This is a genomic window from Nonomuraea sp. N2-4H (genome assembly GCF_045291505.1).
GTDB classification, from domain to species: Bacteria; Actinomycetota; Actinomycetes; order Streptosporangiales; family Streptosporangiaceae; genus Nonomuraea; species Nonomuraea fastidiosa.
Genome location: NZ_CP147987.1, coordinates 2,503,423 through 2,527,491, shown reverse-complemented (window position 1 = coordinate 2,527,491; position 24,069 = coordinate 2,503,423). Strand labels below are relative to the sequence as shown.

The following is a 24,069-nucleotide window of genomic DNA, read 5'->3' as shown; positions in this document are numbered from 1 at the left end:
CTTTACCGTCCCGTGAGGCTCGCGACCGCGTACCTGGGCAGCCGTTTCTCAGCCGGGCACGCGTGAGGAGGAGTGGAGTGAGCCGACCGATCGTAGTGGGCGTGGACGGCTCCACGCCGTCCCACGCGGCCGTGGAATGGGCGGCCGCCGACGCCCGGCGCAGACGCCTGCCGCTGCGCCTGGTGCACGTGTGCGAGCAGCGGCGGGGCAGCGCCGAGGGCCTGAAGTACTGTGAGGGCACGCTGGAGGCCGCCGCCGACCGGGCGCGCGCGGCGGGCGCGCAAGAGGTGGTCAGCGAGCTGCTCGAAGGCAACGTGGTGGAGGCGCTGCTCGGCCAGGCGGTGACCGGCGACTGCGTCGTGCTGGGCAGCCGGGGCGTCGGCGGGTTCGCGGGGCTGGCGCTCGGCTCGGTCGGCCTCGCCGTCGCCGGGCACGCCGAAGGGCCCGTCGTCGTCGTACGCGCGGGCGCGGAGACGGCCGGGCACGGCAAGATCGTGGTCGGCGACGACGGCTCCGACACCGCCCGCGAGGCCCTGCGCTACGCCGTCGAGCAGGCCCGCGCCCGCGACGCGACCTTGCTGGTCGTGTACGCCTGGTCGCAGCCGATGCTGGCCACCTACGGGCCGCAGTTCACCGACCTGTTCACCGACACCTTCGACGAGGACCGCGACGCCGCGCAAGAACGCCTGGACATCTGGGCGAGCGAGTACCCCGACGTGCGGTTCGAAGGGTCGCAGGTGCGGGCGCACCCGGTCGCCGCGCTCGCCGACGCCTCCGCCTCGGCCGAACTCGTCGTGGTCGGCTCGCGAGGACGGGGCGGCTTCGCCGCCGCCGTACTGGGCTCGGTGAGCCACGGCCTGCTGCACCACGCGGTGTGCCCGGTCGCGGTGGTACGTCCGCGTACGGCGTGAGGGCGTCGTGCGTGGACGCCGCGGCGCTTCGGCACGAGCGCTCGGCGCGGCGCGTTGGCGCGAGCGCTCGGCGCGGCGCTTCGGCGCGAGCGCTCGACGCGGCGCTTCGGCGCGAGCGCTCGACGTGGTGGGAAGGCAGGGTGCGGTCAGGCCGACGGGCTCGGGCCGTTGACCACGGCCACCGGGCAGTGCGCCCGGTGCAGGACGCTGTGCACGACCGAGCCGAGCCGCCCCGGCGGCAGCCCGGTGAGTCCCACCGCGCCCACGACCACGAGATCGGCCGCGCGCGATGCCGCCGACAGGGCCGCTATCGGATGCTCGAAGCTCAGCGACACCGACAGCTCCACGCCGGGATGCGTGTCCCGCCACTCCCCCAGCCGCCGGGCGATCTCATCGCCGTCGTCCACCGTCATCAGCGGGCCGAACCCGGCGGGATGCGGAGCGGCGGGCGGGCAGCGCAGGCCGTGCAGCGCGAGCAGGCGGGTCCGGCGGGCGACGGCCTGCTTGGCGGCGTACTCCAGGGCCCGCTCCGCCGCCGGTGAGCCGTCGAAGCCCACGACGACGTCGCCGCCCGGCGCGCGCGGCATCCGCCTGACCACGACCACAGGGCACGCCGCGTGCCCGGCCAGGCCGATCCCGACCGAGCCCAGCACCAGGCCGGCGAACCCGCCCAGTCCCCTGCTGCCCACCACCACGGTGTCGGCCGACTCCGACTCGGTCACGAGCCGTTCCGTCACCGCCCCCGTGATCAGCGCCGTCGAGATCGGCGTCTCCTGCGCCATGTCGCGGGCGCGCGCGGCGGCGTCGGCGAGCATGCTCTCGCACCGTGCGGTCATGGTGTCGGTCTCGACGGAGGCGTCCATCGGGTGTTCGGCGCACCAGGGTTCGCGTACGTGGACGATCCGCAGGCCCAGCCCCCGGCGGGCGGCGTCCTCGGCCGCCCAGCGGAGCGCCGACCACGCCGTACGCGAGCCGTCGAAGCCGACGACGGTCGATGCGGGCATCTTGCGCCTCCTCCCCCGAGGCGGTGCGTGCGCGGCATCCCGCACGCCCGCGTCCTCCGCGTCAGCGTCCCTCCGCGTCAGCGTCCTGTACGCCGGGCGCCGACGCCGACGCGTTCCACCGCCGGCTGGGCGGCCCGGCCTTGCGGGCGTGCCGGTCGCAGTTACGCACGGCCTTATCTGCCCATTTCCCCAGGTGGCGGGCAACTATCCGCTTCCGGCGGCGTACCGGCGCGTCAGTGGCCGTCCTTGAGTGCGCGCAGGATGGCGGCCAGGCCGTACTCGAAGGCGCGCTCCACGTCGCCGCCCATCCGGAACAGGCCGTTCAGCTCCATGTCGATGAAGCCGGTGGCCCAGGCCGTGACCGTACGCGCGGCCTCCAGGGCGTGCTCCTCCCCGCCAGCCGCCCGGACGCCTCCAGCACCGGTGTGATCAGGCGGACGAGCGCGTCGCGCGGCGCCTCCGGCGCGAACATCAACCGGAACCCCTCCGGACGGGCGTGGGCGAAGCGCCGGTAGGAGCGCACCAGCTCCTCCAGCGATCCGTCGGTCGCCTCGCCCTGGGCGACCAGGTCGTTGATGGTGGCCTCGGCGACGGCCCGCAGCAGGTCCGCGCGGTTGCCGACGCGCTTGTACAGGGATGGGGCCCGCACTCCCACCCGCTCGGCCACGCTCTGCATCGTCAGTCCCTGGCGGCCGACCTCCTCCAGCAGCTCGCGTCCGGCAGCGACGATCTTGCTCAGGGAGGTCTTCTCGGGAGTGGGCACCCGTAACAACCCTTCTGATAGCTATTTACGTTAGCCATGATGGCTAATTACCTTAGCTATCAAGGTAGCCCGTTCGGGGCTCGGAAGAGAAGGCCCACATGCGACTCGCACCCCATCTGCACCGGCTCGGCAACGACATCGTGGCGTGCTACCTCATCGACACGCCCGAGGGCATCACGCTGATCGACGCTGGCCTGCCCGGCCACTGGCAGGACCTGCAGCAGGAGCTCCACGCCATCGGCAAGACCGTGGCCGACATCCGCGGGCTCATCCTGACGCACGGCGACTCCGACCACATCGGCTTCGCCGAACGCCTGCGCAGCACCCACGGCGTGCCGGTGTTCGTGCACTCCGGCGACGCCGTACGGGTCCGTACGGGCGAGAAGCCCAAGGTCTCCACGCCGCCCATGCGGATCGGCCCGACGATCCAGTTCTTCGCGTACGGCCTGCGCAAGAACGGCCTGCGCCCGAAGTACGTCCGCGAGGTCATCGAGGTCAACGACGGTGACGTCCTCGACCTGCCCGGCAGCCCGAAGATCATCGCTCTGCCGGGGCACTCGCCGGGGAGCGTGGCGATCCACGTGGAGATCGCCGACGCGGTCTTCGTCGGTGATGCCCTCACCACGCGGCACGTCCTCACCGGCCGCGTCGGCCCCCAGCCCGCGCCCTTCACCGACGACCCGGCCATGGCGCTGTCCTCACTCGAACGGCTCGCCGGCCTGAAGGCGTCCTGGGTCCTGCCCGGCCACGGCGCCCCCTGGCAGGTCTCCCCGGACGAGGTGGCCGAAACCATCAAGAAGGCCGCCGCAGCCCGGTGACAACCGACGCAACCTGCAGACGACTCGGCCCGAGCCGCCAACGCCCGGCTCGTGCTGACGACGACTCGACGGCTCGGGCGGAACACGGCAACGCCTCCGGCGGACGGCGGCCTGGACTCGAAGGTGTGACGGCTCGCGCGGTCTGAGGGTGGCAGCGGGAGGGCGGCCCGAGGCGGGTCTCCGTCCTCGGGCCGCCCCGCTCAGCCGGCGATCACCGGGGCGCTGTCCTCCGCAGGCGGCGCCTCCGCCTTCGGCTTCTCGCGGCGAGACGTGAGGAGGCCGGCCAGGTGGGCGGCGATGGCGGCGATCGTGGGTTGCTGCCAGAGCAGGGTCGCGGGGAGGCGGCAGCCGAAGCGGCGTTCCAAGCGGCGGCGGACCATGACGGTCATCACCGAGTCCAGGCCCTGCTCGACGAGGGGACGACGGATCGCGAGAGCGTCGGGGGTGAGCCGCATGACGGCGGCGATCTCCGCGCGGACCTCGGGCAGCACGCGTTCGCGCAGCGCCTCGGGCGGCAGTCCGGCGAACGACTCGGCGGGGCCGCCCAGGTCGTCGTCGGCGGGGGCGGGGCGTCGATCACCGGGTAGCGCAGGCCCGTGAGGTGGCCGAGCACGCGGCCGTCCACGTCGGCGATCAGCGCCCGTACGGTGTCGCCGGCCGCCGGATCCATCGCCGCCTCGATGATCACCGCGGCGGGCGGGGTGCCGGTCAGCACGACCTCGTCGATGCGTACGACCATGCGCAGCACCGGGTCGCCGGGGAACACACAGGGCGCGACCGACATGGCCGCATCCAGCGCCGGTGCCCAGCTCCCCGGCCCCTCCGCGTTCCTGCCTCTCCCTGCGACGGTGCGGACCGTGGCGCGGAGGATGCCGTCGCCGCCCAGCAACGTGTCGATGGTCCAGTCGAAGCCCGTCGAGGGCACGCCGACCGAGGCGAGGCGCTGGTGTACGTAGCCGGGGTCGAGGGGGCGCAGGGCGCCGGGGTCCGGGAGGACGTCGGGTTTGGCGGGGCGGGCGGGGGCGACCTGGGCGCCCGCGTGGACCAGCCAGGCGGGTTCCGGCTCGCCGGGGGCGGCGGGGGTGCGGGCGGCGAGACGGACGGCCGGGGGTTCGTGCACGACCTGGATCTCCCGGCGTTCGGCGGTCATCAGCGGATGGAGCATCTCGACGCCGGTCAGCGTGACGTCCTCCTCCGGCGACCGGGCGGCCGCCCGCAGGAACGTGTTGACCAGGACGGCGGCCGGCACGATCTCGACGCCGTTGAGCGCGTGGCTGCCCGGGTAGGGCCGGTCGGCGTCCTGGAGGCTGGTCCGCCACACGCGGGTGCCGCTCCCGGCGATGCTGGTCGCGGCCCCGAGCAGGGTGAAGGAGGCGGGGTTGTGGCCGGGCCGGTCGTTGAAGGTGGAGGGGTCGCGCCAGTGGCGGCGACGCTGCCAGGCGTACGGGGGCAGGGTGACGAGCCCGCCGGACGGGTGGAGCCGCCGCCAGTCCACCTCGACGCCGTGGCAGTGGGCGGTGCCGACCGCGACGTGGAAGGCCGGCAGCTCGGGCTGGTTGCGGCGCAGGGTGGTGCCGACGAAGACGTCCTCGTACCCGTGTTCGGACAGCGTCTCGGTGACGGAGTGCGCGACGACGGGGTGCGGCGAGATCTCCAGGAACACGCGGTGTCCGTCCTCGGCGGCGGCCGTCGTGGCGGCGGCGAGGCGTACGGGGTCGCGCAGGTTGGCCGCCCAGTACGCACCGTCCAGCACGGGCGTGGACCGGGGATCGGGCAGCGTGGTCGTGTACATGGGGATGCGCGGCGCGCCGAAGGCGAGGCCGGCGGTGGCGGCGGCCAGCTCGGCGGCGAGCGGCTCCATGTGCGGGCTGTGGAAGGCGACGTCGGAGGCCACCCGCCGGACCACGATGCCCTCGGCGGGCCACTCCTCCAGCACGGCCTCGACGGCGGGCAGATCGCCGGAGAGCACGGTGGATCCGGGCGCGGACGCGATGGCCGCCACCAGGTCGGTACGCCCCGCGAGCCGTTCCGACGCCTCCTCGAACGACAGCCCGACCATGACCATGCCGCCTTTGCCCTCGGCCCGGCGCAGCAGCCGGGAGCGGCGGCAGATGAGGCGGGCCCCGTCGGCGACGCTCAGGGCTCCGGCGGTCACCGCGGCGGCGATCTCGCCGACGGAGTGCCCGATGACGGCGACGGGAGCGACGCCGCAGGCGTTCCAGAGCCGGGCGAGGCCGAGCTGCATGACGAAGATCATCGTCTGGACGCGGTCGATGGAGCCGAGGTCGCCTTCGGACAGGACCTGGCGGGGCGAGAACCCGATCTCCTCGGCGAAGATCGGCTCGACCTCGTCGACCAGGGCGGCGAACTCCGGCACGGCGAGCAGCTCGCGTCCCATGCCGCGCCATTGGCAGCCCTGCCCGGAGAACACCCAGACCGGCCCCGGCCCGAGGTCGGGCAGCACATCGCCGGTGATGACGGTCTCGGCGGGCACGTCGTCAGCGAGCCTGCGCAGGGCGGCGGCGAGCTCGTCCCGGCCGCCGGCCGCCACGACGGCCCGGCGGGCCAGGTGGGTACGGCGCAGCGCCAGCGTGTGTCCCAGCGACGCCAGGTCGAGCCCGCCGTCCACGTGGTCGGCGAGCCTGCCCGCGTACTGGCGCAGAGCCTGCCAGGATGCCGCCGACAGCGGGTAGAGCCGCTCCCCCGTCTGCTCTTCCACCGGCCGCTCGGGAACGACGGGGGCCTGTTCGAGCACGATGTGGGCGACCGTGCCGCCGTACCCGAAGCTGGAGACGCCGGCCCTGCGCGGGTGGTCGCGGCGCGGCCAGGCGGTGGGCTCGGTCACCACGCGCAGACCCGAGCCGTCCCACGGGATGGCCGGGTTGAGGGTGGTCAGCACGGTCGGCGGGATCTCGCCGCGGTCGAGCGCGAGCACGGCCTTGATGACGCCGGCGATGCCTGCGGCCCCTTCGAGGTGGCCGATGTTGGACTTGACCGAGCCGATGAGGCAGGGGTCGCCGGGCGGGCGGCCCGCGCCGTAGACGGCGGACAGTGCGGCGGCCTCCAGCGGGTCGCCGAGCCGGGTGCCGGTGCCGTGCGCCTCAACGTAGTCGATGGTGGACGGCTCGACGCCCGCCTGGCGGCAGGCGCGCAGCATCACGTGTTCCTGGGCCTCGCCGCAGGGCGCCATGATGCCGTTGGTGTGGCCGTCCTGGTTGACGGCGCTGCCGATGACGAGCGCGAGCACGCGGTCGCCGTCGCGCCGGGCGTCGGCCAGCCGCTTGAGCACGACCACGCCGCAGCCCTCGCCGCGTCCGTAGCCGTCGGCTGCGGCGTCGAACGACTTCGAACGCCCGTCGGGCGCCAGCGCCCCCGCGGTGCCGAGCGTGAGGGTCTGGCCCGGCGTGGCCAGCAGGTTGACGCCGCCGGCCAGGGCGACGTCGCTCTCGCCGAGCCGCAGGCTCTGCGCGGCGAGGTGGAGCGCGACCAGCGACGCCGAGCAGGCGGTGTCGATCGCCATGCTGGGGCCGCGCAGGTCGAGGGAGTAGGAGACGCGGTTGGCGACGGCGCAGGTGGCGGCGCCGATCCCGGTCCACGCCTCGATCTGGGGCAGGTCTTCGAGCAGCCGCCCGCCGTAGTCGGCGGTGCACACGCCGATGAACACGCCGGCGTCGGTGCCGGCCAGGGTGTGCGGCGGCAGTCCCGCGTGTTCCAGCGCCTCCCATGCGGTCTCCATGACCAGGCGCTGCTGCGGGTCCATCAGCTCGGCCTCGCGGGGCGACAGGCCGAAGAACTCGGCGTCGAAGCCTTCGATGTCGCGGAGGAAGCTGCCGTAGCGTACGGCGTCGCGCAGCGCGGCGGCGTCTTCGGGGCTGCGCCGCTCGTACGGGCGCCAGCGGCCGTCGGGCAGCGGCCCGGTGGTGTTCCGGCCGGCGCGCAGCAGGTCCCAGAACTCATCCGGCGCCTGCACGTCTCCTGGCAGGCGGCAGCCGATGCCGATCACCGCCACTGGTTCCTGCCGGGCTGCGCGGGGGCTGTCGGCCATGCGCGTCGGTTTCCCTTCGATGTGTCGCGATGTTCAGGCCCACTGAGGGGTGTCGATGATCTCGATGACGGCGCCGGAGACGGTCACGCCCGGCCCGGTGCCGAGCATGAGCAGGTGGTCGCCGGGGCCGAGCCGCCCGGTCAGCAGCAGGTGGTCGAGTGACAGGACCTGGTCGGCGGCGCCGCAGTGGCCGATGGTGCGGCCGTAATCCCAGGTGGAGCGGGACATGGGCAGGTCGAGCAGGGCCATGCAGCGCTGCTCGACGATCTCTTTGGAGTAGTTCATGAACGCCACGCGGGTGAGGTCGGCGGGCGTGATGCCGCTTTCCGCGAGCAGCCGTTCGACGACCTCCTCCAGCGCCCGCTGGATGGAGAAGAGCGCGGCGGTGGCCTCGCCGGTGGGCATGATCTGCTGCCGGAACTGCTCGTTGCGTGCGGTGAAGCTCATCTTCCTGCCGACGGTGACGCCGGGCGGGAAGAGCGGCTCGCTGCCTCGGTGCAGCTCTTCGGCCTCGGTGACGGTCGTGGTGCAGATCGACGCGAGGCGCGCGAAACCTGGCTCCCTGCTGAGCACGAGCGCGGCGGCGGCGTCGCCGCCGATGTAGCCGGGGCCCATGCGCCAGCGGTCCATGAGCGGGGTGCCGTAGTTGTCGGCGGCGACCAGCAGGGCGGCGGGCCGGCCCGGCCGGCTTTCGAGGTGTTCTGCCGCGAGCTCCATGGCGATGAACATGCCGTTACAGCCCTGCCGGATCTCGGTGGCCAGGGCGTCGCCGCCGACGAGGTGGCGCTGCAGGTAGGAGTGCGGGGGCCAGCCGTCGGGGCCCTGATGCCAGGTGGAGGCGTACAGCAGGAGGCCGAGGTCGCCCGGCGCGCGGCCGCTGCGCTTGAGGGCGCTGCGCGCGGCGTGCAGGGCCATCTCGGGGGCGGGCAGGTCGCCGGCCACGGCCGCTCCGGCGAGCTGGTGCAGGTCGGCCTCCTCGGCCGGGTACCAGCCCTTGGCGACGGCCTTCTCGACGCTGACGACGGTGCGCGGGACGAAGGCTCCCACGCCGGCGATGTAGGTGTCGGCGTACCGCATGAACGCTCCCCCCGCTAGACGGCTTCGAGCTCGGCGACCATCGCGACGATGGTGGCGACGTCGCGGAAGTTCTCGGGGTCGAGCTTGGCGGCGGGCACGGCGATGCCGAGGTCCTTGCGGAGGTAGGTGAGCAGCCGCGCGGTGCGCAGCGAGTCGAGCAGCCCGGAGGACAGCAGCGGGGTGTGCGCGTCGATGGTGAGGTCGTCGCCGTCCTGGACGAGGTTGTCCTGGACGAACGCGACCAGCTTGCCGGTGAGGTCGTCGGTCATGCGCGTGCTCCTTGCGTGACGGGGCTGGGTGACAGGACGCGGAAGGCCGCCGCGGCGACGGACGTGCCGGAGCCGAACCCGACCGCGAGCAGGTGGTCGCCGGGCTTCAGCGCACCGGTCGCGAGCAGGTGCTCGAAGGCGATGAACTGGTCGGCGGCGCCGCAGTGGCCGACGCGCCGCCCGTACTCCCAGGTCGTCTGGTCCTCCTCGATGCCCAGCCAGGCCATCTGCCCGTCGAGGTCCTCGCGCCTGCCGTGCGGGAACGCCACCCGCGTGATGTCGCCGAGCGTGATGCCGGCCTCGTCGAGGGTCTGCTCGACCTGCTGCATCATCGTCTTCTGGATGGTCAGGTGGATGCCGGTGCCCTGCTTCTTGAGCAGCTGCTGCCGGAACTCCTCATGCCGGTCGGAGAAGCTGAGCCCGCGCCCGACGGTGGCGTCCGGCGGGAACAGCGGGTACGCGCCGGCGTTGACCGCGTCGGCCTCGGGGATCACGGCGACGTTGACCGACAGCAGTTCCGCCATGCCGTAGTCCTTGCCGAGCACGAGCGCGGCCGCGGCGTCGCCGATGAGCGCGCCCGGCGTCATCCGCCAGCGGTCCACCAGCGGGGTGCCGTGGTTGTCGGCGGAGACGACCATGGCGGTCTCGCGCGCGTCGTCGGCCCGCAGGTAGCTGGCCGCCAGCTCCAGCGAGCTGATCATGCCGACGCAGCCCGCCCTGATCTCGAACGCGGGCACGCCGCCGCCGAGCAGGTGCTGCTGGAGGTAGTGCTGGGGCTGCCAGCCGTTGGGGCCCTGGTGCCAGACCGACGCGTAGAGCAGCAGATCGAGCTCGCGCGGCGCGGACTCGCCCCAGCGGTCGTAGGCGTCGAGCACGGCGAGCCGCGCCATCTCGGGTGCGGGCATGTCACCGGCGACGGCCGCGCCGAGCTGGCGGAACCGCTCCGCCTCCTCCGCCGGGTACCAGCCCTCGCGTACCGCGTGCTCGACGCTCACGCTCTCCGGCACGTGGACGCCGATGCTTCTGACGTAGATGTTCGAGATGCGCACACGTCCCCTTCATTCATCGACGATCCCGGACGGCGGCCTTCTGAGAAGGGGAAGGCGACCGCTGTGAAATGGCGCGGGGCCCGGGGATTTCAAGGGCCCGTCCGGCGGGCGGGAAACCGCGAAATAGGCCGGCGGGCCGATTTCACGGCAAGGATAGGGGCGGCCTGCCGAACGAGGCAATGGTGATGTCCAGCATTTGGTCGGCGACATATCGTGACCGCCGCGCGCCCGAACGTGTTGAATTGCGGAAATCCGATTTTCCACAGGGGTCGATCAAATTTCACCGAGCGGAATTCGGCGGAAGGAATGCATGCGGCGGCGGGCGCGCGCCTTAAGGCGCGCGCCGTTCACCTGGCGGGCACTCAGGAGGGCGCCGTGGTGCAGGTGATGCCGTTCACCTTGAACTCGGCCGGTCGCTCGTTCGAGCCGGTGGCGGTCGCCGAGAAGCCGAAGCTCTGGCTGGAGCCGGGGCCGATGTAGGAATTGTGGCCGTCGTCACGGGCGACCACCTGGGCGCCGGTCTGGGTCACGACGGCGTTCCACGCGTCGGTGATCTGCTGGTCGCCCGGCCAGATCCAGGTGACGGTCCAGCCGGAGACGGGGGTGGTGCCGGTGTTCCTGACGGTCACGCTGCCGTTGAACGCGCCGTTCCATGCGCCGGTGGAGTAGGAGACCTCGCAGGAGGTGCCCATGCGCAGCCCGCCGCGCAGGAACGTGACGAAGTTGGGCCAGGTCGGGTTGAGCGTGCCGGTGCCGGCGGTCTCGCCGCAGTCGGCCGTGGTGCGCACGGTCTCCGAGCCGTAGTGGGCGGGATCCATGATCTGGTCCATCATGTGGTCGGCCCCGGGCACCGAGACGAACGTGGCGCGGCCGCATTGCGCCTTGACGCGCTCGAAGAGCAGCACGCTCTGCCCGTGCGGCACCAGGAAGTCGGCCTGGCCGTGCAGGAACAGCAGCGGCGGGTCGTTCGCGTCGACGTACGTCATGGGGTTGGCCTGCGCGACCTTGTCGGGGCAGGTCTGGATGGCGCAGCCGACCAGCAGGGACTCGGGCGAGGCGGGCGAGTCGTGGTCGAGGCCGCCGCCCGGCAGGTTCTGGGCGTTCATCTGCAGGAAGTCGGTGGGGCTGTAGAAGGCGAGCCCGGCCTGCACGGCGCTGGAGACGCCGGTGACGCCGATGTCGCCCTCCAGCGCGGCGACGCCGCCGGAGAAGACCGTCATCTCCGTCAGCCAGCCGCCGGATGAGTCGCCGGCGATCGCGAAGCGGTTCGGGTCCAGCCCGTACGTGGCGGCGTTCGCGCGCAGCCATCGGATGGCCGCCTTGATGTCGTGCACCTGGGCGGGGAAGGTCGCCTGGGCGCTGCTGCGTACGCTGACGCCGGCCACGGCGAAGCCGAGCGGGCCGAAGACGTCGGCGATCGCGTCCGCGCCCTCCTTGCCGTCGTCGCTGCTCCAGGCCGAGCCGGTGTGCCAGATGAGCAGCGGCCTCGGGGTGGTGCCGGCGTCCGGGAGGTAGAGGTCGAGCAGGTGGCCCCTGCTGCCGGTCGGCTGCGCGGGCGCATAGGCGATGTCGGTGATGACCTGCGCGGCCTGAGCCGGCCGGGAGAAGGCCGCGGAGAGGCCGACGGCGGCCAGCAGCGCCATCGCCATGCAGACGATCACGGCCGTGCGGGGTCGAGCGTGCATGGTGCGGCTCCGGATGATCGGCTCACTCGATAGGGGCGGGGCGACGATATGACACCAGAGCGAGAATGGTCAAAGATCTCCGCCTTGCACGCTAATAAGGCGAGAAAACGCCATAAAGCGTACTTAGTGGGCACAGAGCGCCAAGATCAGCACGGGCGCGCACAGGCGGTCGGATACCCGCCCCCGAGGCATTTCCAGGCCGTTATGACACGACGGCCGGGCACCCCGAAAAGTGACGCCCGCATCACCCGTGGTGATCACGCCAGAAAAAGCGCGTGAATAGCCGCTGTCGAATCGGCTCTGACAATTCTCACGGCGCTCGGTAAGTGATAATGTCCGGCGTCACGACCCCCAGCCCCAGGAGGACGAATGCGTAAGGCACGCGCTGTTGTCTGCACCACCGTGACGGCGCTCGCGATGTCGCTGACCATCGGCGCCGCGCCGGCGCAGGCCGCCGACCGGCTCGTCGGCGTCTTCAAGCACTACGCCGACTGCGAGCGGGTGGGTCACCAGGGCATCACGCAGGACTGGTGGCAGGACTACTCGTGCGTGTGGGAGAGCCGCTACCGGTACTTCTTCCTCTACGCCTGAACACACTTCTTCCTGTACGCCTGACACGCGCACGCCCCGCGCACGCCGGCGGCCTCACGGTTCACGCCCGGCACACGCCCGCCGACCCCGGGTCCACGCCCGGCACGCGCACGCCGCCCCCGGGTCCACGCCCGGCACACGCCCGCCGACCCCGGGTCCACGCCCGGCACGCGCACGCCCGCCCGGGGTCCACGACTGACACGCGCACGCCCGCCCGGGGTCCACGACTGACACGCGCACGCCCGCCCGGGGTCCACGACTGACACGCGCGCGGCCGCCCCGGCCGCATGAGAGGGGCCGGGGCGGGCGGCAAGCGTGCCGTCGGGACGGCTCGGCGCGCCATCAGCGGACCTCGGCGCACCGTCAACAGGGCTCGGCGTGCCGTCAGGAGCGGTCGGCGGGGACCGGGATGCGCAGTTGCGCGCCCTCGTCCCCGGGCGCGGTGCCCCGCACATCGGACCGGTGCCGGGCCAGCAGGTCGAGACCGAGGCGGGCGCGGCGGACCCGCTCACGCGACAGCGCCACCGTGGTGGCCAGCAGGTGGGTGCCCGCCGGGTAGACGTCGGGCGCGTTGCGCAGCCCGAACTTGACGTGCACCGGCGCGGCGACCTCGACCAGCGTGGGCAGCTCGTAGTGGCGGACGAACCCGCCGACGTTGTCGGGCGCCTCGACGTACACGTCGAGCGGGATGTCCACGGCGGCCCGGATGGCGGCGATCTGGGCGAGCGTCAGGTCCGTGGGCAGGTTGAGGCTGTCGGCGCCCAGGTCCTCGAGTATGCGCGCCGACTCGGGGTTGGCGGCGGGCAGCATGACCGAGACTTTGGCCTGCATGTCGGGCGGCAGGTACCCGGCCGCCCGGAGCCTGCCGAAGATCGACAGGACGCCGATGTCGGCGATGAGCACGCTGCGGAAGCCATGCTCAGCCGCCCGCAGGATCTCGTCGAGCACGGCCGCGACCTGGTCCTGACCGCGCGCGGCAGGCGCGAGTATCGAGCCGGCGGTGCTGCGCGCCATCGCGGAGGCGTCCCAGCCCGCGCAGGGCCGGGCGAACAGGCTGACCTCGACGCCGGCGGAGGCGGCGAGCGAGGCCATCTCCGCCAGCTCGTCGCCGGTGAGCAGGCCGACACCGGTGCCCTGGGAGACGCGGGTGACCGGAACGCCGAGCGTGCGGGCCGTCTCCAGCACCGCAGCCAGGCACTCAGGGCCCTCGACGCTGGGGATCTCCACGCGGTATTGCGCCCCGTCGGGGAAGCGCTTGGACGAGGCGGGCAGGTCGTGGAGGTCGCCCGCGGGCAGCCCGAGCGAGGCCAGCAGCTCGGCCGGGCGCGGCATGCCGCCGCCGACGCCGCTCATGCCCCCACCCCCGTCACCGCCGTCGCACCGGCGCCGTCGCGGCGTTCCCAGCCGTCGCGTACGAGGTTGAAGTGCGCGTTCGTACGCGGATGCCGGGCGCACGCCTGCCTGTCGAGCGTGACGCCGAGCCCCGGCTGCGTGGGCGGCGCGAAGCAGCCGTCGGCCGCGTCCACCTGGGGCGCGCCATGGACGAGGTCCTTCACCCACGGGTCGGCGAAGTCGTTGAAGTGCTCAAGGATCTTGTGGTTGGGGGACGCGACGGCGAGGTGCACGTTGGCCGCCGTGCCGACCGGGCCGCAGACGTTGTGCGGGGCGATCAGCACGTTGTACGCCTCCGCCCACGCGGCGAGCTTGCGCAGCCCGGTGAAGCCGCCGATGTGCGTGAGGTCGGCCTGCACGATGTCCACCAGGCCCTGCTCGAACAGCTCGCGGAACTCGGGAACCGCGTGCACGCGCTCGCCGGTGGCGATGGGGATGGAGGTCGCCGCGCGCACCTGGCGCAGGCCGGGCACGTCGTGCGGCGGGACCGGCTCCTCGATCCAGGCCGGGTCGTACTCCTCGATGGCGCGGGCGACCTTGGCGGCCGTCGCGGCGGTGAAGCGGCCGTGCATCTCCACCATCAGCTCCACCTCGGGGCCGACGGCCGCGCGTACGGCGGCGAGGATGTCGCACGCCCTGCGCAGCTGCGGGGCGGACAGCTCGGCGGTGGCCGCGCCGAACGGGTCGATCTTCAGCCCGCGGTAGCCCTTCGCCACCACGCCCGCGGCCATCTCGGCGATCGTTCCGGGGTCGCGCTCGCCCTGGTACCAGCCGTTGGCGTAGGCGGGGGTGCGCTCCCTGAAGCGCCCGCCGAGCAGCCGGTAGACGGGTACGCCGAGGTGCTTGCCCATGAGGTCGTGGCAGGCCATGTCGATGGTGGCCAGGGCGGTCTGGGTGACCTCGCCGGCCCGGCCGTACTCCTCCCAGGAGAACCGCCACGCCAGGCGCTGCACGTCGAACGGGTCGCTGCCGAGCACGTACCGGCGCGACATCTCCTCGATACAGGCCAGCAGGGTGTCGGTCTTGTTCAGCATCCTTGCCTCGCCGAGGCCGCGGAGCCCGTCGTCGGTGGTGAGCTCGACGAACGTCAGCTCCCGCCACGGGGTGCCGACGACGATGGTGTCGACTGCGGTGATCTTCATCTTTCTCCAGGAGTGCTGGGGACTGCTTGCGCTCGGGGTCAGCCCTGGCCGTCGCCGGTGGGCAGGGCGAGGAAGGCGCGCAGGTCCATGCGGGTCTGGACGAGGTGCTCGCGCATGGCCTCGGCGGCGGCGCGGGCGTCGCGCTCGCGTACGGCGGCCAGGATGCGGGCGTGCTCGTCCATGATGTCGTCCATCGAGCGGCCCCTGGCGAGGTGACCGCGCAGGCTGCGCAGCCGGCTCTCGTGCATGGGCTCGTCCATCGCCTCGATGAGGAAACTGATCATCTGGTTGCCGCTTGCGGCGGCGAGCATGGCGTGGAAGCGCACGTCCGCCTGGTTGAACGACTCCTCGTCGGTGGCCTGGCGCATCGTGTCGAAGGCCAGCTCCAGCGAGGTCAGCGCGGTGCGGGTGGCGTGCTGGGCGGCGAGCGTGGTGGCGTGGACCTCCAGAGCGAGCCGCACTTCGACGAGTTCGAGCAGGTTGCGGGGGTCGCGGCGCAGGGAGGCGGCGAAGAAGCCGCTCAGCGGCGCCGCGTTGGGGTGGGCGACGGCGGGCCTGCGGCCGCGCCGCACTTCGAGCAGGCCGCGGGCCTCCAGCGTGCGGACGCCCTCGCGGACGGTGAGCCGGCTGACCCCCATCTCGGCGGCCAGCTCGCCCTCCGAGGGGAGGAACTGGCCGGGCTGCAGGTCGCCGTCGAAGATGAGCGCTTCCAGGTGCCGCACCACGTTCGCGGTGCGGGACTCACCGCTCTGCTCGCTCTCGGCGTCTCTCCCGCCGCGACTCGTGTCGACCATGATCCCCTGCCGGTGCGGCATCACGGGCTCCGGTCCTTCCGGTTCCCTGCCGCTGCTCGACCCTTCCACGTCTAGGACTTTCACACATATCTGATACGTTCACAACAGGCAGCCGATACCAGACGGCATTCGAGCAGCGGTTTCACCGAGACATCGCAGGCCGGATCCGCTCGGGAACCGGCGAGATGGCACCTATGCCTTGCAGAGTTGTCTGATGGATTCCAAGGTGGCCGGAACCATCCCACCTCCGCCTCGCCGTTCCGCGCCGCCGTGCGCGGCGTCCGGCTCTTTGGCGCAGACCACCGTCGACGAAAGAGATCCCCGCACCCCCGGCGGCTGCTCGCGGCAGGGCTGCCGACGGGCGGTGCGCGCTCAGCGGCTGCGGCGACGGCGCGACCGGGTCGGGCACCGGCAAGGCGGCCGACGACCGGCCGGGCCGCCCGGTGGAGCCGACCTTCGTCCCCTTCCACCGCTGGGGCGACAGGGTGCCGTCCGCCATGCGCGCCTGGACTCCCGCCCGGTGGCGGTCAGGCCGAGTCCGCGTGCCGGTCGCGGGCGAGCGAGAGCCCGTGCTCGTCGGCGTAGGCGCGGCGGCACAGGCCGCTGCAGAAGCCGTACGTCACGCCGTCGTGCACCAGGGTGAGCGCGGTGTCGTCCAGCACCACGGACATCCCGCAGATCGGATCGACCGCGGTCTCCGGCTCGGCGCTCTCTCCTTCCTCTTTGGCAGTGTCGCGGTACGGGCGGGATACGTACTCCATGAGGTCCATGCTGCTCATCGACCTGCCGAAGATGCCGATGCCGCCTTCGGTGATGCCTTCGAGCAGGACGACCGCGTGGGGCTCGCGCTCCAGGCGGCCGGGTTCGCGCCCGGCCGCCCGCTCGGTCTCGGCGAGCGCCTTCATGACGAGGCCGGGGACGGGCTCGCACATCTCCTTGCGCCACGACGCGGGGACGGTGACGCGGACGAGGTAGCGGGGCGGATCGGCGGGGTCGGCGGCCGGGCGGTCGCCGAGCACCCAGGTGGCGGGCTCGTGCACCAGCACCTGGGTGATCGTGCGCTGGGCGTTCAGCACCTCGACGGCGTGACTGCCGTCGTCCTCGACCATGAACGTGTCGATGAGCCGGCGTCCCAGCTCCTGCCGTTCCGTCTCGCTGAAGGCTCCCTTGGGGACGTACACGTCGATGAGCAACATCCGCGCGCCTCTTTCCTTTCGGCCGGATCGTTTCCGTCGCCCTTCCCACGATGCCCCCTAGGGGTATGTCTCGGCCTCCTTCGCGAGGATGAGCCGCGCCTACCGCGCGGGGAGGAGCGCGCGAGCCCGGCCCGGCCTCACCGCACGGAGGCGAGATCGACGATGAGGTAGGCGCCGTCGGCGCGGGTGAAGCGCACGAAGTCGTCGCCGGCAGCGGTGCGGTCGCCGACGCGCGTGTTGATGCCCTTGACGACGACGCTGGTCTTGGATCGAAGATCGTGGATCAGGGCCCGGTCGGGATGTTGCGCCACCGCGAACCGGTCGCGCAGCAGCGGCTGCGGCCGCATCCCGGCCACGTTCACTGCGCCCTGTGGGCGGCCGTCGCGGCCCAGCACGCGTCCCGCGGGCGAATCGCCGGCCCGCGCGATGCAGCGGGAGACGCCGCAGGCCACGGCGGTGCCCGAGGCGGGATCGGCGCGGGTCTCGCCGGTCTCGACGTTCTTGATCGACTGGTACGGGGCCTTGATCGGGTCGAAGGGGCCGGGCGAGCCCGCCCACGGCCAGCGCATCAGGTGCAGGCCCTTCGTCCCCGTGATGCTCCGGGGCCTCCCACCGGCGGCGGGAACGGTGAAGACGCCCCAGTCGCCCGCCGACCAGGCGAAACCCTTCCGCGTGACGGCCAGGCCGGTGATGTGTCCGGAGCGCGAGGGCGGCGGCAGCGGGGCCGAGGCGACCCTGCGCGCCTTGCCGCCCTTCTCCGGCACGGCCCAGATGTCGGCGGTACGCCCGCGCGCCGTCCACCAGGCGATCTTGCCGTGGCCCACGGTGAAGCCGGAGGGGAAGAGCGTGGTGCCCTTGGGCAGGGGGATGTCGGCGAGCTTCACCGTCCTGCCGCTGCGGAGCTGGCGGACGTACAGGGCGTTCGCCCTCTCGTGACGGTTCTCGGAGGTCAGCAGGAGCCGCCCGGCGCCCAGCATGGTCACGGGCCGCGCCAGCCCGCCGCCGGGCAGGCGGCGCGGCACCTTGTGCACGGCCTTCGGCCACGCCTTCTCGATCGGCCGCTCGGGAGCGACGGTCACCATACGGCCGGCGGCGGGCACCGGCCGCGCGGCAGCGGCGGCCACGGTACGGCCGGCGGGCTCCGGCCGCGCGTACGCCGGCACGGCCACGATCGCCCCCATCACGATCGGCGCCATCACGATCGGCGCCATCACGACGCCGCAGGCCGCCACGGCGAACCCGGCGCGCAGGCCCCGCATCGAACGACGGCCCGGCGCGTTCTGCTCTAAGTCATCGACCATTTCGCATGTCCTCCCGCGAAAACGTTGCGGAATGCAAGAAGCAGTTGATCGTACTGCGGACGCCCGGCCCGCGCCCCCGGCTTGAGTGATCAGTCGAGGAGTTCGACGTAGCCGTCGCTGCCGTGGACGCGGATGCGCTGCCCGTCGCGGATCAGCCGGGTGGCGCGGTCCACCGCGACGACCGCGGGCAGCCCGTACTCGCGGGCGACCACCGCGCCGTGCGTCATGAGCCCGCCGACCTCGGTCACCAGCCCGGCGGCCGCCACGAACAGCGGGGTCCAGCTCGGGTCGGTGTAGGCGGTGACGAGGATGTCGCCCGTCTCCAGCCGGGCCTCGGCCATGTCGGTGACGACGCGGGCGCGGCCCTCGACGGTGCCGGCGGAGACCGGCATGCCGGGCAGCGCCCCTGGCGGAGGCCGGCGCGGCGGTAGCGGCCGCTGAGGGTCTCGCCGTCGGAGGTGATGACGCGGGGCGGGGTGAGCGCCTGGCAGGCGCGGAACTCCTCGCGCCGCCGGGCGATGAGCGCGGCGTCGGCCCGGCCGGTGGCGACGACGTCGCGCAGCTCGTCGAGGCGCAGGTAGTACACGTCGGACGGCTCGCGCAGCACACCGGCGGCGACGAGGCGCTCGGCCTCGCCCAGCAGCGCCTGCTTGTAGACGAAGTAGCGGCTGATCATGCCGAATTTGGGGTATTCGCGGTATCCGGTGAAGGTGCGGACGCGGTCGATCATCCGCTTGGTCTCCTCGGCCTTGCGCTCACCGCCGGGCAGGGCGCGCAGGCGGGTCAGTACGTCCTGCTCCTTGCGCCGTGCCTCCTCCAGGCCCCGCTCGAAGTGCTGCTTGCCCGCGCCGGGCGGGAAGTTCCTGACGTTGCCGAGGAGGGTGGGCAGCAGTTCGGCGGGGTTCTCGCTCCACCGGGTCTTGGTGATGTCGATCTCTCCGGCGCAGCGCATGCCGTACGCGTCGAGGTACCCGAGGATGGCCTCGCGCGCCTCCGGGCCGCCGGGCAGCCCGGCCAGCTCGTCCAGGAAATCGCTGCCGCGCCGGCCCTCGGCCGCCACCCGGTCGAGGAACGCGACGACCTCCGCGTGCGGGCGGACGACGTCGGCGACGTCGAGGAGCGCGAGCCCCATCTCCGAGGTGACGTTGTCCGGCACGGACTGGGAGAGCACGTTGGCCGCGTTCTTCTCGCCGAGCCACTCGTCGAGGTGCTCGTTGAGCCAGACGGCCGCGTCCATGCCGGCCATGATGACCTGCCCGCTGCGCTGGTCGAACAGCAGGCGGCGCAGCTCGGCGAGGTCGTCCCGGATGAAGTCGATCAGCGCGGTCCCCGACAGTCCGGTGATCTCGCGCCGCAGCTTCGCCACGGACTCGGCGTTGCGCCGGATGAGCTCGGTGACGATGGCCGGGTCGGTCGGAACGGGCTCGCCACGCGGGGCGAGGCTCTGCGGCAGCGGTGCCCCGTCGTCCTCCTTCAGCGGGACGAAGCCGCGGTCGAGGACGGTTTCGAGGGCGTCGTGGAACAGCGGGTCCGCCGTCCGCATGGCGTCGAGCAGCGCGGCGCGGCCCGAGCGGGTGGACAGCAGCGGCGTGCAGTCCACGAAGAGCCGCCCGCCCGCCTCCTTCATCGGCCGTGGCGTGGTGAGCTGCCAGAACGACAGGCCCAGCGGACGCATCGCGTCGGTCATCATCTGCTGGTGGCCGACCGACAGGTAGACGTGGTTGCCGTCGTCGCCGGCCTCCGGGATGGGGAAGAGGGTGGTGATGGGCCGGCTCTGCACGATGTGCAGGTCGTCGCGGGTCAGGCACCATTCGATGTCCTGGGGGCGGCCGAAGTGCGCCTCGATGCGGCGGCCCAGCCGTACCAGGCGGACGGCCTGCTCGCCGGTGAGCACCGGCCGGTCCCGCCGCTCGGGCTCGACCGGCACGTCCTTGGTGCCGCCCTCCGGCGACGCCTGGACGACGCTGGTCTTGGCGGCGATCTCGGAGGAGATCACGCGGTCGTCGCGGACGGTGTAGACGTCGGCGGTGACCTGGCCGGAGACGAGGGCGTCGCCGAGCCCCCACACGGCCTCCACCGTGGCGACCTTGCGGTTGGAGGTGACGGGGTCGGCGGTGAACAGCACGCCGGCGGCGTCGGGGAACACCATGCGCTGCACGACCACGGCCATGCGCACCTTGCGGTGGTCGAAGCCGTTGCGTACGCGGTAGGTGACCGCGCGTTCGGTGAACAGCGAGGCCCAGCAGCGCAGGACGTGCCGCAGGATCTCGGGCAGGCCCGTGACGTTGAGGTAGGAGTCCTGCTGGCCGGCGAAGGAGGCGGTGGGCAGGTCCTCGGCGGTGGCGCTCGACCGCACCGCGCAGGGGGTCGCATCGCCGAGTTTGGCGAGCGCGGCGGCGATCTCGGCGGCGACGTCATCAGGGATGTCGAGGTCTTCGACGGCCGCGCGCACCTCCGCGCTGAGGGCGGCGATCGCGGCGCGGTCGCCGGGGTCGGCGCCTTCGAGCCGGTCGAGCCGCGGTCCGATCGCGGCGGCCACGACCCGCTGGTAGGCGTCGGTGGTCACGCAGAAGCCGTCGGGCACGCGAACGCCGCCGACGCGGGAGAGCTCGGCCAGGTTCGCTCCCTTCCCGCCGGTGCGGGCCGCGTCCGTCGCGTCGGCCTGGTCGAAACCCAGCACATACTGCACGTCCATTGCTCCATCGTTCGTCGGGGCGGCTGGCAACGGGCAAGTATGGACGACATTCCGATTTCTCATGAGGCCCGGCGATCTGCTATACAGTGAAAGTGGCGGAGGTCTCGTGACCACCGCCTTATTTGTGCTGTTGAGCGGTGTGCGGCTCCAGCAGGGCGGCGACCTCCGCCGCCTCCGGCGCGTTCGTCGCGCGTAACACCTCCAGCGCCTCTCGCCAGGCGTCAGAAGCCGCTTGCAGATCCCCCTGTCGCGATGCACGTCGCCCAGCGCGCGCAGCGCCAGCCCCTGGCGGCGCGGTGCGGGGATGGCCCGGCAGATGCCGATGACCTCGCGCAGCGTGGCGGCGGCCTCGGGTAAGCGGCGCTGCCTGCGCCGCAGCTCCGCCGTGGTGAACAGCACGCGCGCCTGGCCCACCCGGTCGCCGGTGTCGCGGTAGATCCCCAGGCTGCGCCGCAGCAGCCGCTCGGCGCCCGCGACGTCGTGCTGCGCCAGCCTCGCCTCGGCGAGCCCCAGGGCCGCGTACGCGATGCCGCTCGGGAAGCCGAGCGTGTCGAGCCCGTCCAGCGCCCGGCGGAAGCTGCCCTCGGCGGCGGCGAGATCGCCGCGGGCCAGCTCGATCTCCCCCAGCACGATCCTGGTGAACTCCCGCGAGCGCACGTCGCCGGTGTCGTCGGCGAGCCGGATCGCCCGCCTGATGAACGGCTCGGCCAGCTCCAGCCTGCCCTGGTTGAAGTGGATGCGGCCGATGCCGCGCACCACGGTGATCTCCGTGCTGCGGTCGCCCGCCCGCGCCAGACCTTCGGCGGCCTGCTCATAGCGGGCCAGGGCGTCGGCGTTGCGGCCCTGGATGCGGTCGACCTCGGCCATGGTGACCAGGGCGAGCGCGTGCCCGTGCCGGTCCCCCGCCTTCTCGAACAGCTCCAGCGCCTCCTCCAGCGCGGCCGCGCAGCCGGCCAGGTCGTCCTGGGTGAAGCGCAGCCTGGCCAGGCCGTGCAGCATGGCGGCCTGGCCGCGGATGTCGCCGGAGGCGCGGGCGGCGTGCAGGGCGGCCTCGTGGGTGGCGCGCCACTCGTCGTGCAGGCCGCGGGTCTCGAACAGGTTCATGGCGCTGGTCGCCCAGTCCCAGGACAGCTCGCCGAACCCGAGCGCGGCGCACTGGCGGACGCCCGCGACGACGTTCGCCCGCTCGGCCTCGATCCAGGCCAGCGGGTCGCCCGCCAGGCGGTCGGCGCTCGCCTGGCCGGGCCGCCAGGTGATGCCGTCGCCGTGGACCACGCGGTAGTCGCCGCCGCACAGACGGCCGTGCGCATGCCGGGTCAGCGCCACCCAGCCGCTGAACGCGCGGCGCAGCGCGGCGGCCCGCTCGTGCTCGTCCTCTTCCTCCTCGGCGCGTTCCCGCGCGTACGCCCTGGTCAGGTCGTGGAAGCGGAACCGCACCGCGCCGTCGGCGCCGTGGCCCGCCACGTCGAGCAGGCGGACGTCGGCGAGCTGCTCGATGAGCTGCTCGGCCGCCTCCTCGGTGGTGTCGAGCAGCGCCGCGCCCGCCCAGACCGGGAACTCGGGCGCCTCGAGCAGGCCGAGCCGGCAGAACATGCGCTGGGCCTGCGGCGGCAGGCCCTGGTAGCCGAGGCCGATGCTGGCCCGCACCTCGTCGGAGCCGTGGGAGAGCTGGCTGAGCCGGCCGCGGACGTCGCTCATGCGCGAGACCAGATGGCCCAGGCTCCAGTGGGGGCGGGCGGCGAGCCTGGCTCCGGCGATCCGCACGGCGAGCGGCAGGCCGCCGCAGAGCCGTACCAGGTCGCGGGCGTCGTCGGGTGACCGCGCGGTCCTGTCGGCCCCGATGATGTTGCCGAGCAGCTCGACCGCGTCCTCGACGGGCAGGACGTCGAGGTCGACGCGCTGCGCGGCGGGCAGCGCGGCCAGGCGGTGCCTGCTGGTGATGAGCACGGCGCAGCCGCGCGTACCGGGTATGAGCGGGCGTAGCTGGGCCTCGTCGGCGGCGTTGTCGAGCACCACGAGGTAGCGCGAGTCGGCCAGGCGCTCGCGGTAGAGCTCGGCGCGCTGGTCGAGATCGCCGGGCAGCGCCGAGCTGTCCAGGCCGAGCGCGCGCAGGAAGCGGGCCAGCGCCTCGGCGGGGTCGAGCGGGTGCCGTTCGGCCCCGCGCAGGTCGATGTAGAACTGGCCGTCGGGGAACTCGCCGCGCAGCCGGTGCGCGACGTGCACGGCGAGCGTGGTCTTGCCCACGCCGCCGGGACCCGAGATGGCGCTGACCGGCGGCGCGGACGAGTCGTCGCCGCGCACCGATGACAGGGCGGCCGTCACCGTGGCCACTTCGGCCTGCCTGCCGACGAAGTCGGCGTGCACCGGCGGGAGCTGGCAGACGGGTCTGCGCCGCTCCGGCCCGGCCGCCGGGAGAGCGTCGGCCAGGATGACGGCCTGCAGCCGCCGCAGCTCCTCGCCCGGCTCGATGCCCAGCTCGCCGACGAGCCGCTCGCGGGCCTGCCGGTACGCCTCCAGCGCCCGGTGCCGCTGCCCCGCCCGCGCGTAGGCGAGCATGAGCAGCCGCCAGGCCCGTTCGCTGAGCGGCTGCTCGGCGAGGAACGGCCGCAGCTCGCCGATCACCTCGGTGTGCAGGCCGATGCCGAGCATCGCCTCGGCGCGGTCGAGCCGCGTCTCGCCGAGCCGCTCCTCCAGCTCGGCCGCCCGGGACAGCGCCCAGTCGTGCAGCTGGACGCCCTCGGCCGGGCGGCCCCGCCACAGCCGCAGCGCCTGCTCGAAGCGGTGCACGGCGGCGGCCAGGTCGCCCTGCTCCATTTCGGCACGCGCGCGCCGCGTCTCCTGCTCGAAGACGAGCAGGTCGAGCTCGCCGGGCGCGACCTCCAGCAGGTAGCCGGGGCCGACGGTGGACAGCCGGATGTCGGCGGCGAACGTCTTGCGGACGCGCGCGACGTGCGTCTGCAGGTTGGGCACGGCGGAGGCGGGCGGCGTCTCCCACAGGGCGTCGATGAGCCGCCTGCGCGAGACCGGCACGCCCGCGTTGAGGAGCAGCGCGGTCAGCAGCGCGTACTCCTTGCCCTTGAGTGCGACCTCCCGCCCGTCCGCCCGGCGCGCGTGGACGGGGCCGAGGATGCCGAACGTCGCTCCCGCCATGGCCTCCCCTGGATCGGACTCCGGGTCACCAGTAAGCGGGCAAACGCCCGCACCCGTCAAGATTGCCGATCATGATCGGCGGCCGGCGTCCTGCCGCCATGTGACGTACAGGCGGGTGATGGTGGTCCGCACGAGGGGATGGGCCCGGCGAGGCCGGGGGTTGCGCGGAACGCCGGCAATCTTCGCG

17 protein-coding genes and 1 pseudogene are annotated in these 24,069 nt (G+C 73.1%); 3 read left to right on the top strand and 15 right to left on the bottom strand.

What is annotated here, in order from left to right; translation table 11 throughout:
• The first annotated feature begins 77 nt into the window (after window positions 1–77).
• Entirely contained in the window at window positions 78–911 is an 834-nt protein-coding gene (locus WBK31_RS11500) for a universal stress protein (protein WP_364067825.1), read from the top strand.
• 146 nt (window positions 912–1,057) lie between these two features.
• Here WBK31_RS11500 and WBK31_RS11495 read toward each other — a convergent pair whose 3' ends face one another.
• Both WBK31_RS11495 and WBK31_RS11490 read right to left on the bottom strand, forming a co-directional pair.
• Window positions 1,058–1,915, bottom strand: a complete 858-nt coding sequence (locus WBK31_RS11495) for a universal stress protein (RefSeq protein WP_364067827.1) — start codon at window positions 1,913–1,915, stop codon at window positions 1,058–1,060.
• A 233-nt stretch (window positions 1,916–2,148) separates the two neighbouring features.
• Window positions 2,149–2,678, bottom strand: a pseudogene (locus WBK31_RS11490) (TetR/AcrR family transcriptional regulator).
• A gap of 98 nt (window positions 2,679–2,776) precedes the next feature.
• On the opposite strand from WBK31_RS11490, the gene WBK31_RS11485 reads away from it, so the two are divergent.
• Complete coding sequence (locus WBK31_RS11485) at window positions 2,777–3,496, top strand: MBL fold metallo-hydrolase (RefSeq protein WP_378789755.1); 720 nt, start codon at window positions 2,777–2,779, stop codon at window positions 3,494–3,496.
• A 200-nt stretch (window positions 3,497–3,696) separates the two neighbouring features.
• On the opposite strand, the gene WBK31_RS11480 is transcribed toward WBK31_RS11485, so the two are convergent.
• From WBK31_RS11480 to WBK31_RS11455, 6 genes are all read right to left on the bottom strand, one after another.
• Window positions 3,697–3,951: an acyl carrier protein gene (locus WBK31_RS11480; protein ID WP_406674782.1), complete on the bottom strand. Its 255-nt coding sequence runs from the start codon at window positions 3,949–3,951 to the stop codon at window positions 3,697–3,699.
• Window positions 3,885–7,541: a type I polyketide synthase gene (locus tag WBK31_RS11475; RefSeq protein ID WP_406674781.1), complete on the bottom strand. Its 3,657-nt coding sequence runs from the start codon at window positions 7,539–7,541 to the stop codon at window positions 3,885–3,887. Before WBK31_RS11475 ends, WBK31_RS11480 begins: the two co-directional genes overlap by 67 nt.
• A 33-nt stretch (window positions 7,542–7,574) precedes the next feature.
• Window positions 7,575–8,618, bottom strand: a complete 1,044-nt coding sequence (locus WBK31_RS11470) for a ketoacyl-ACP synthase III family protein (RefSeq protein ID WP_406674780.1) — start codon at window positions 8,616–8,618, stop codon at window positions 7,575–7,577.
• A gap of 14 nt (window positions 8,619–8,632) precedes the next feature.
• Window positions 8,633–8,887: a phosphopantetheine-binding protein gene (locus WBK31_RS11465; protein ID WP_364067837.1), complete on the bottom strand. Its 255-nt coding sequence runs from the start codon at window positions 8,885–8,887 to the stop codon at window positions 8,633–8,635.
• Complete coding sequence (locus WBK31_RS11460; protein WP_364067839.1) at window positions 8,884–9,936, bottom strand: ketoacyl-ACP synthase III family protein; 1,053 nt, start codon at window positions 9,934–9,936, stop codon at window positions 8,884–8,886. Before WBK31_RS11460 ends, WBK31_RS11465 begins: the two co-directional genes overlap by 4 nt.
• A gap of 362 nt (window positions 9,937–10,298) precedes the next feature.
• Window positions 10,299–11,621 carry a cellulose binding domain-containing protein gene (locus WBK31_RS11455; RefSeq protein WP_406674779.1) on the bottom strand — a complete coding sequence of 441 codons (1,323 nt, stop codon included), beginning with the start codon at window positions 11,619–11,621 and terminating at the stop codon, window positions 10,299–10,301.
• A gap of 369 nt (window positions 11,622–11,990) precedes the next feature.
• Between WBK31_RS11455 and WBK31_RS11450 the strand changes: the two genes are divergently transcribed.
• Entirely contained in the window at window positions 11,991–12,212 is a 222-nt protein-coding gene (locus WBK31_RS11450) for a hypothetical protein (RefSeq protein WP_364067843.1), read from the top strand.
• 384 nt (window positions 12,213–12,596) lie between these two features.
• Here WBK31_RS11450 and WBK31_RS11445 read toward each other — a convergent pair whose 3' ends face one another.
• The 7 genes from WBK31_RS11445 to rph all read right to left on the bottom strand — a co-directional run bounded on the left by WBK31_RS11445 (window position 12,597) and on the right by rph (window position 23,882).
• Complete coding sequence (locus tag WBK31_RS11445; protein WP_378789763.1) at window positions 12,597–13,565, bottom strand: U32 family peptidase; 969 nt, start codon at window positions 13,563–13,565, stop codon at window positions 12,597–12,599.
• Entirely contained in the window at window positions 13,562–14,746 is a 1,185-nt protein-coding gene (locus WBK31_RS11440) for a mandelate racemase/muconate lactonizing enzyme family protein (RefSeq protein WP_378789765.1), read from the bottom strand. The genes WBK31_RS11445 and WBK31_RS11440 overlap by 4 nt, the downstream gene beginning before the upstream one ends.
• 38 nt (window positions 14,747–14,784) lie before the next feature.
• The gene (locus WBK31_RS11435; protein WP_364067849.1) at window positions 14,785–15,540 is read right to left on the bottom strand and encodes an FCD domain-containing protein; all 756 of its coding nucleotides are present in this window, start codon (window positions 15,538–15,540) and stop codon (window positions 14,785–14,787) included.
• 527 nt (window positions 15,541–16,067) lie between these two features.
• Window positions 16,068–16,736: a hypothetical protein gene (locus WBK31_RS11430; protein ID WP_378789767.1), complete on the bottom strand. Its 669-nt coding sequence runs from the start codon at window positions 16,734–16,736 to the stop codon at window positions 16,068–16,070.
• 137 nt (window positions 16,737–16,873) lie between these two features.
• On the bottom strand, window positions 16,874–18,037 hold the full coding sequence (locus tag WBK31_RS11425) for a hypothetical protein (RefSeq protein WP_406674778.1): 1,164 nt from the start codon (window positions 18,035–18,037) through the stop codon (window positions 16,874–16,876).
• Between the two features lie 89 nt (window positions 18,038–18,126).
• Window positions 18,127–18,378, bottom strand: a complete 252-nt coding sequence (locus WBK31_RS11420; RefSeq protein ID WP_378789771.1) for a PEP-utilizing enzyme — start codon at window positions 18,376–18,378, stop codon at window positions 18,127–18,129.
• Entirely contained in the window at window positions 18,282–23,882 is a 5,601-nt protein-coding gene (rph, locus tag WBK31_RS11415; RefSeq protein ID WP_406674777.1) for a rifamycin-inactivating phosphotransferase, read from the bottom strand. The genes WBK31_RS11420 and rph overlap by 97 nt, the downstream gene beginning before the upstream one ends.
• Between the last annotated feature and the right edge of the window lie 187 nt (window positions 23,883–24,069).

Excerpts from the sequence above, each read along its gene's own strand:
- WBK31_RS11495 (WP_364067827.1), bottom strand. The coding sequence starts at position 1,915 with ATGCCCGCATCGACCGTCGTCGGCTTCGACGGCTCGCGTACGGCGTGG.
- WBK31_RS11485 (WP_378789755.1), top strand. The coding sequence starts at position 2,777 with ATGCGACTCGCACCCCATCTGCACCGGCTCGGCAACGACATCGTGGCG.
- WBK31_RS11480 (WP_406674782.1), bottom strand. The coding sequence starts at position 3,951 with ATGCGGCTCACCCCCGACGCTCTCGCGATCCGTCGTCCCCTCGTCGAG.
- WBK31_RS11475 (WP_406674781.1), bottom strand. The coding sequence starts at position 7,541 with ATGGCCGACAGCCCCCGCGCAGCCCGGCAGGAACCAGTGGCGGTGATC.
- WBK31_RS11470 (WP_406674780.1), bottom strand. The coding sequence starts at position 8,618 with ATGCGGTACGCCGACACCTACATCGCCGGCGTGGGAGCCTTCGTCCCG.
- WBK31_RS11465 (WP_364067837.1), bottom strand. The coding sequence starts at position 8,887 with ATGACCGACGACCTCACCGGCAAGCTGGTCGCGTTCGTCCAGGACAAC.
- WBK31_RS11455 (WP_406674779.1), bottom strand. The coding sequence starts at position 11,621 with ATGCACGCTCGACCCCGCACGGCCGTGATCGTCTGCATGGCGATGGCG.
- WBK31_RS11450 (WP_364067843.1), top strand. The coding sequence starts at position 11,991 with ATGCGTAAGGCACGCGCTGTTGTCTGCACCACCGTGACGGCGCTCGCG.
- WBK31_RS11445 (WP_378789763.1), bottom strand. The coding sequence starts at position 13,565 with ATGAGCGGCGTCGGCGGCGGCATGCCGCGCCCGGCCGAGCTGCTGGCC.
- WBK31_RS11440 (WP_378789765.1), bottom strand. The coding sequence starts at position 14,746 with ATGAAGATCACCGCAGTCGACACCATCGTCGTCGGCACCCCGTGGCGG.
- WBK31_RS11435 (WP_364067849.1), bottom strand. The coding sequence starts at position 15,540 with ATGGTCGACACGAGTCGCGGCGGGAGAGACGCCGAGAGCGAGCAGAGC.
- WBK31_RS11430 (WP_378789767.1), bottom strand. The coding sequence starts at position 16,736 with ATGTTGCTCATCGACGTGTACGTCCCCAAGGGAGCCTTCAGCGAGACG.
- WBK31_RS11425 (WP_406674778.1), bottom strand. The coding sequence starts at position 18,037 with ATGGTCGATGACTTAGAGCAGAACGCGCCGGGCCGTCGTTCGATGCGG.
- WBK31_RS11420 (WP_378789771.1), bottom strand. The coding sequence starts at position 18,378 with ATGGCCGAGGCCCGGCTGGAGACGGGCGACATCCTCGTCACCGCCTAC.
- rph (WP_406674777.1), bottom strand. The coding sequence starts at position 23,882 with ATGGCGGGAGCGACGTTCGGCATCCTCGGCCCCGTCCACGCGCGCCGG.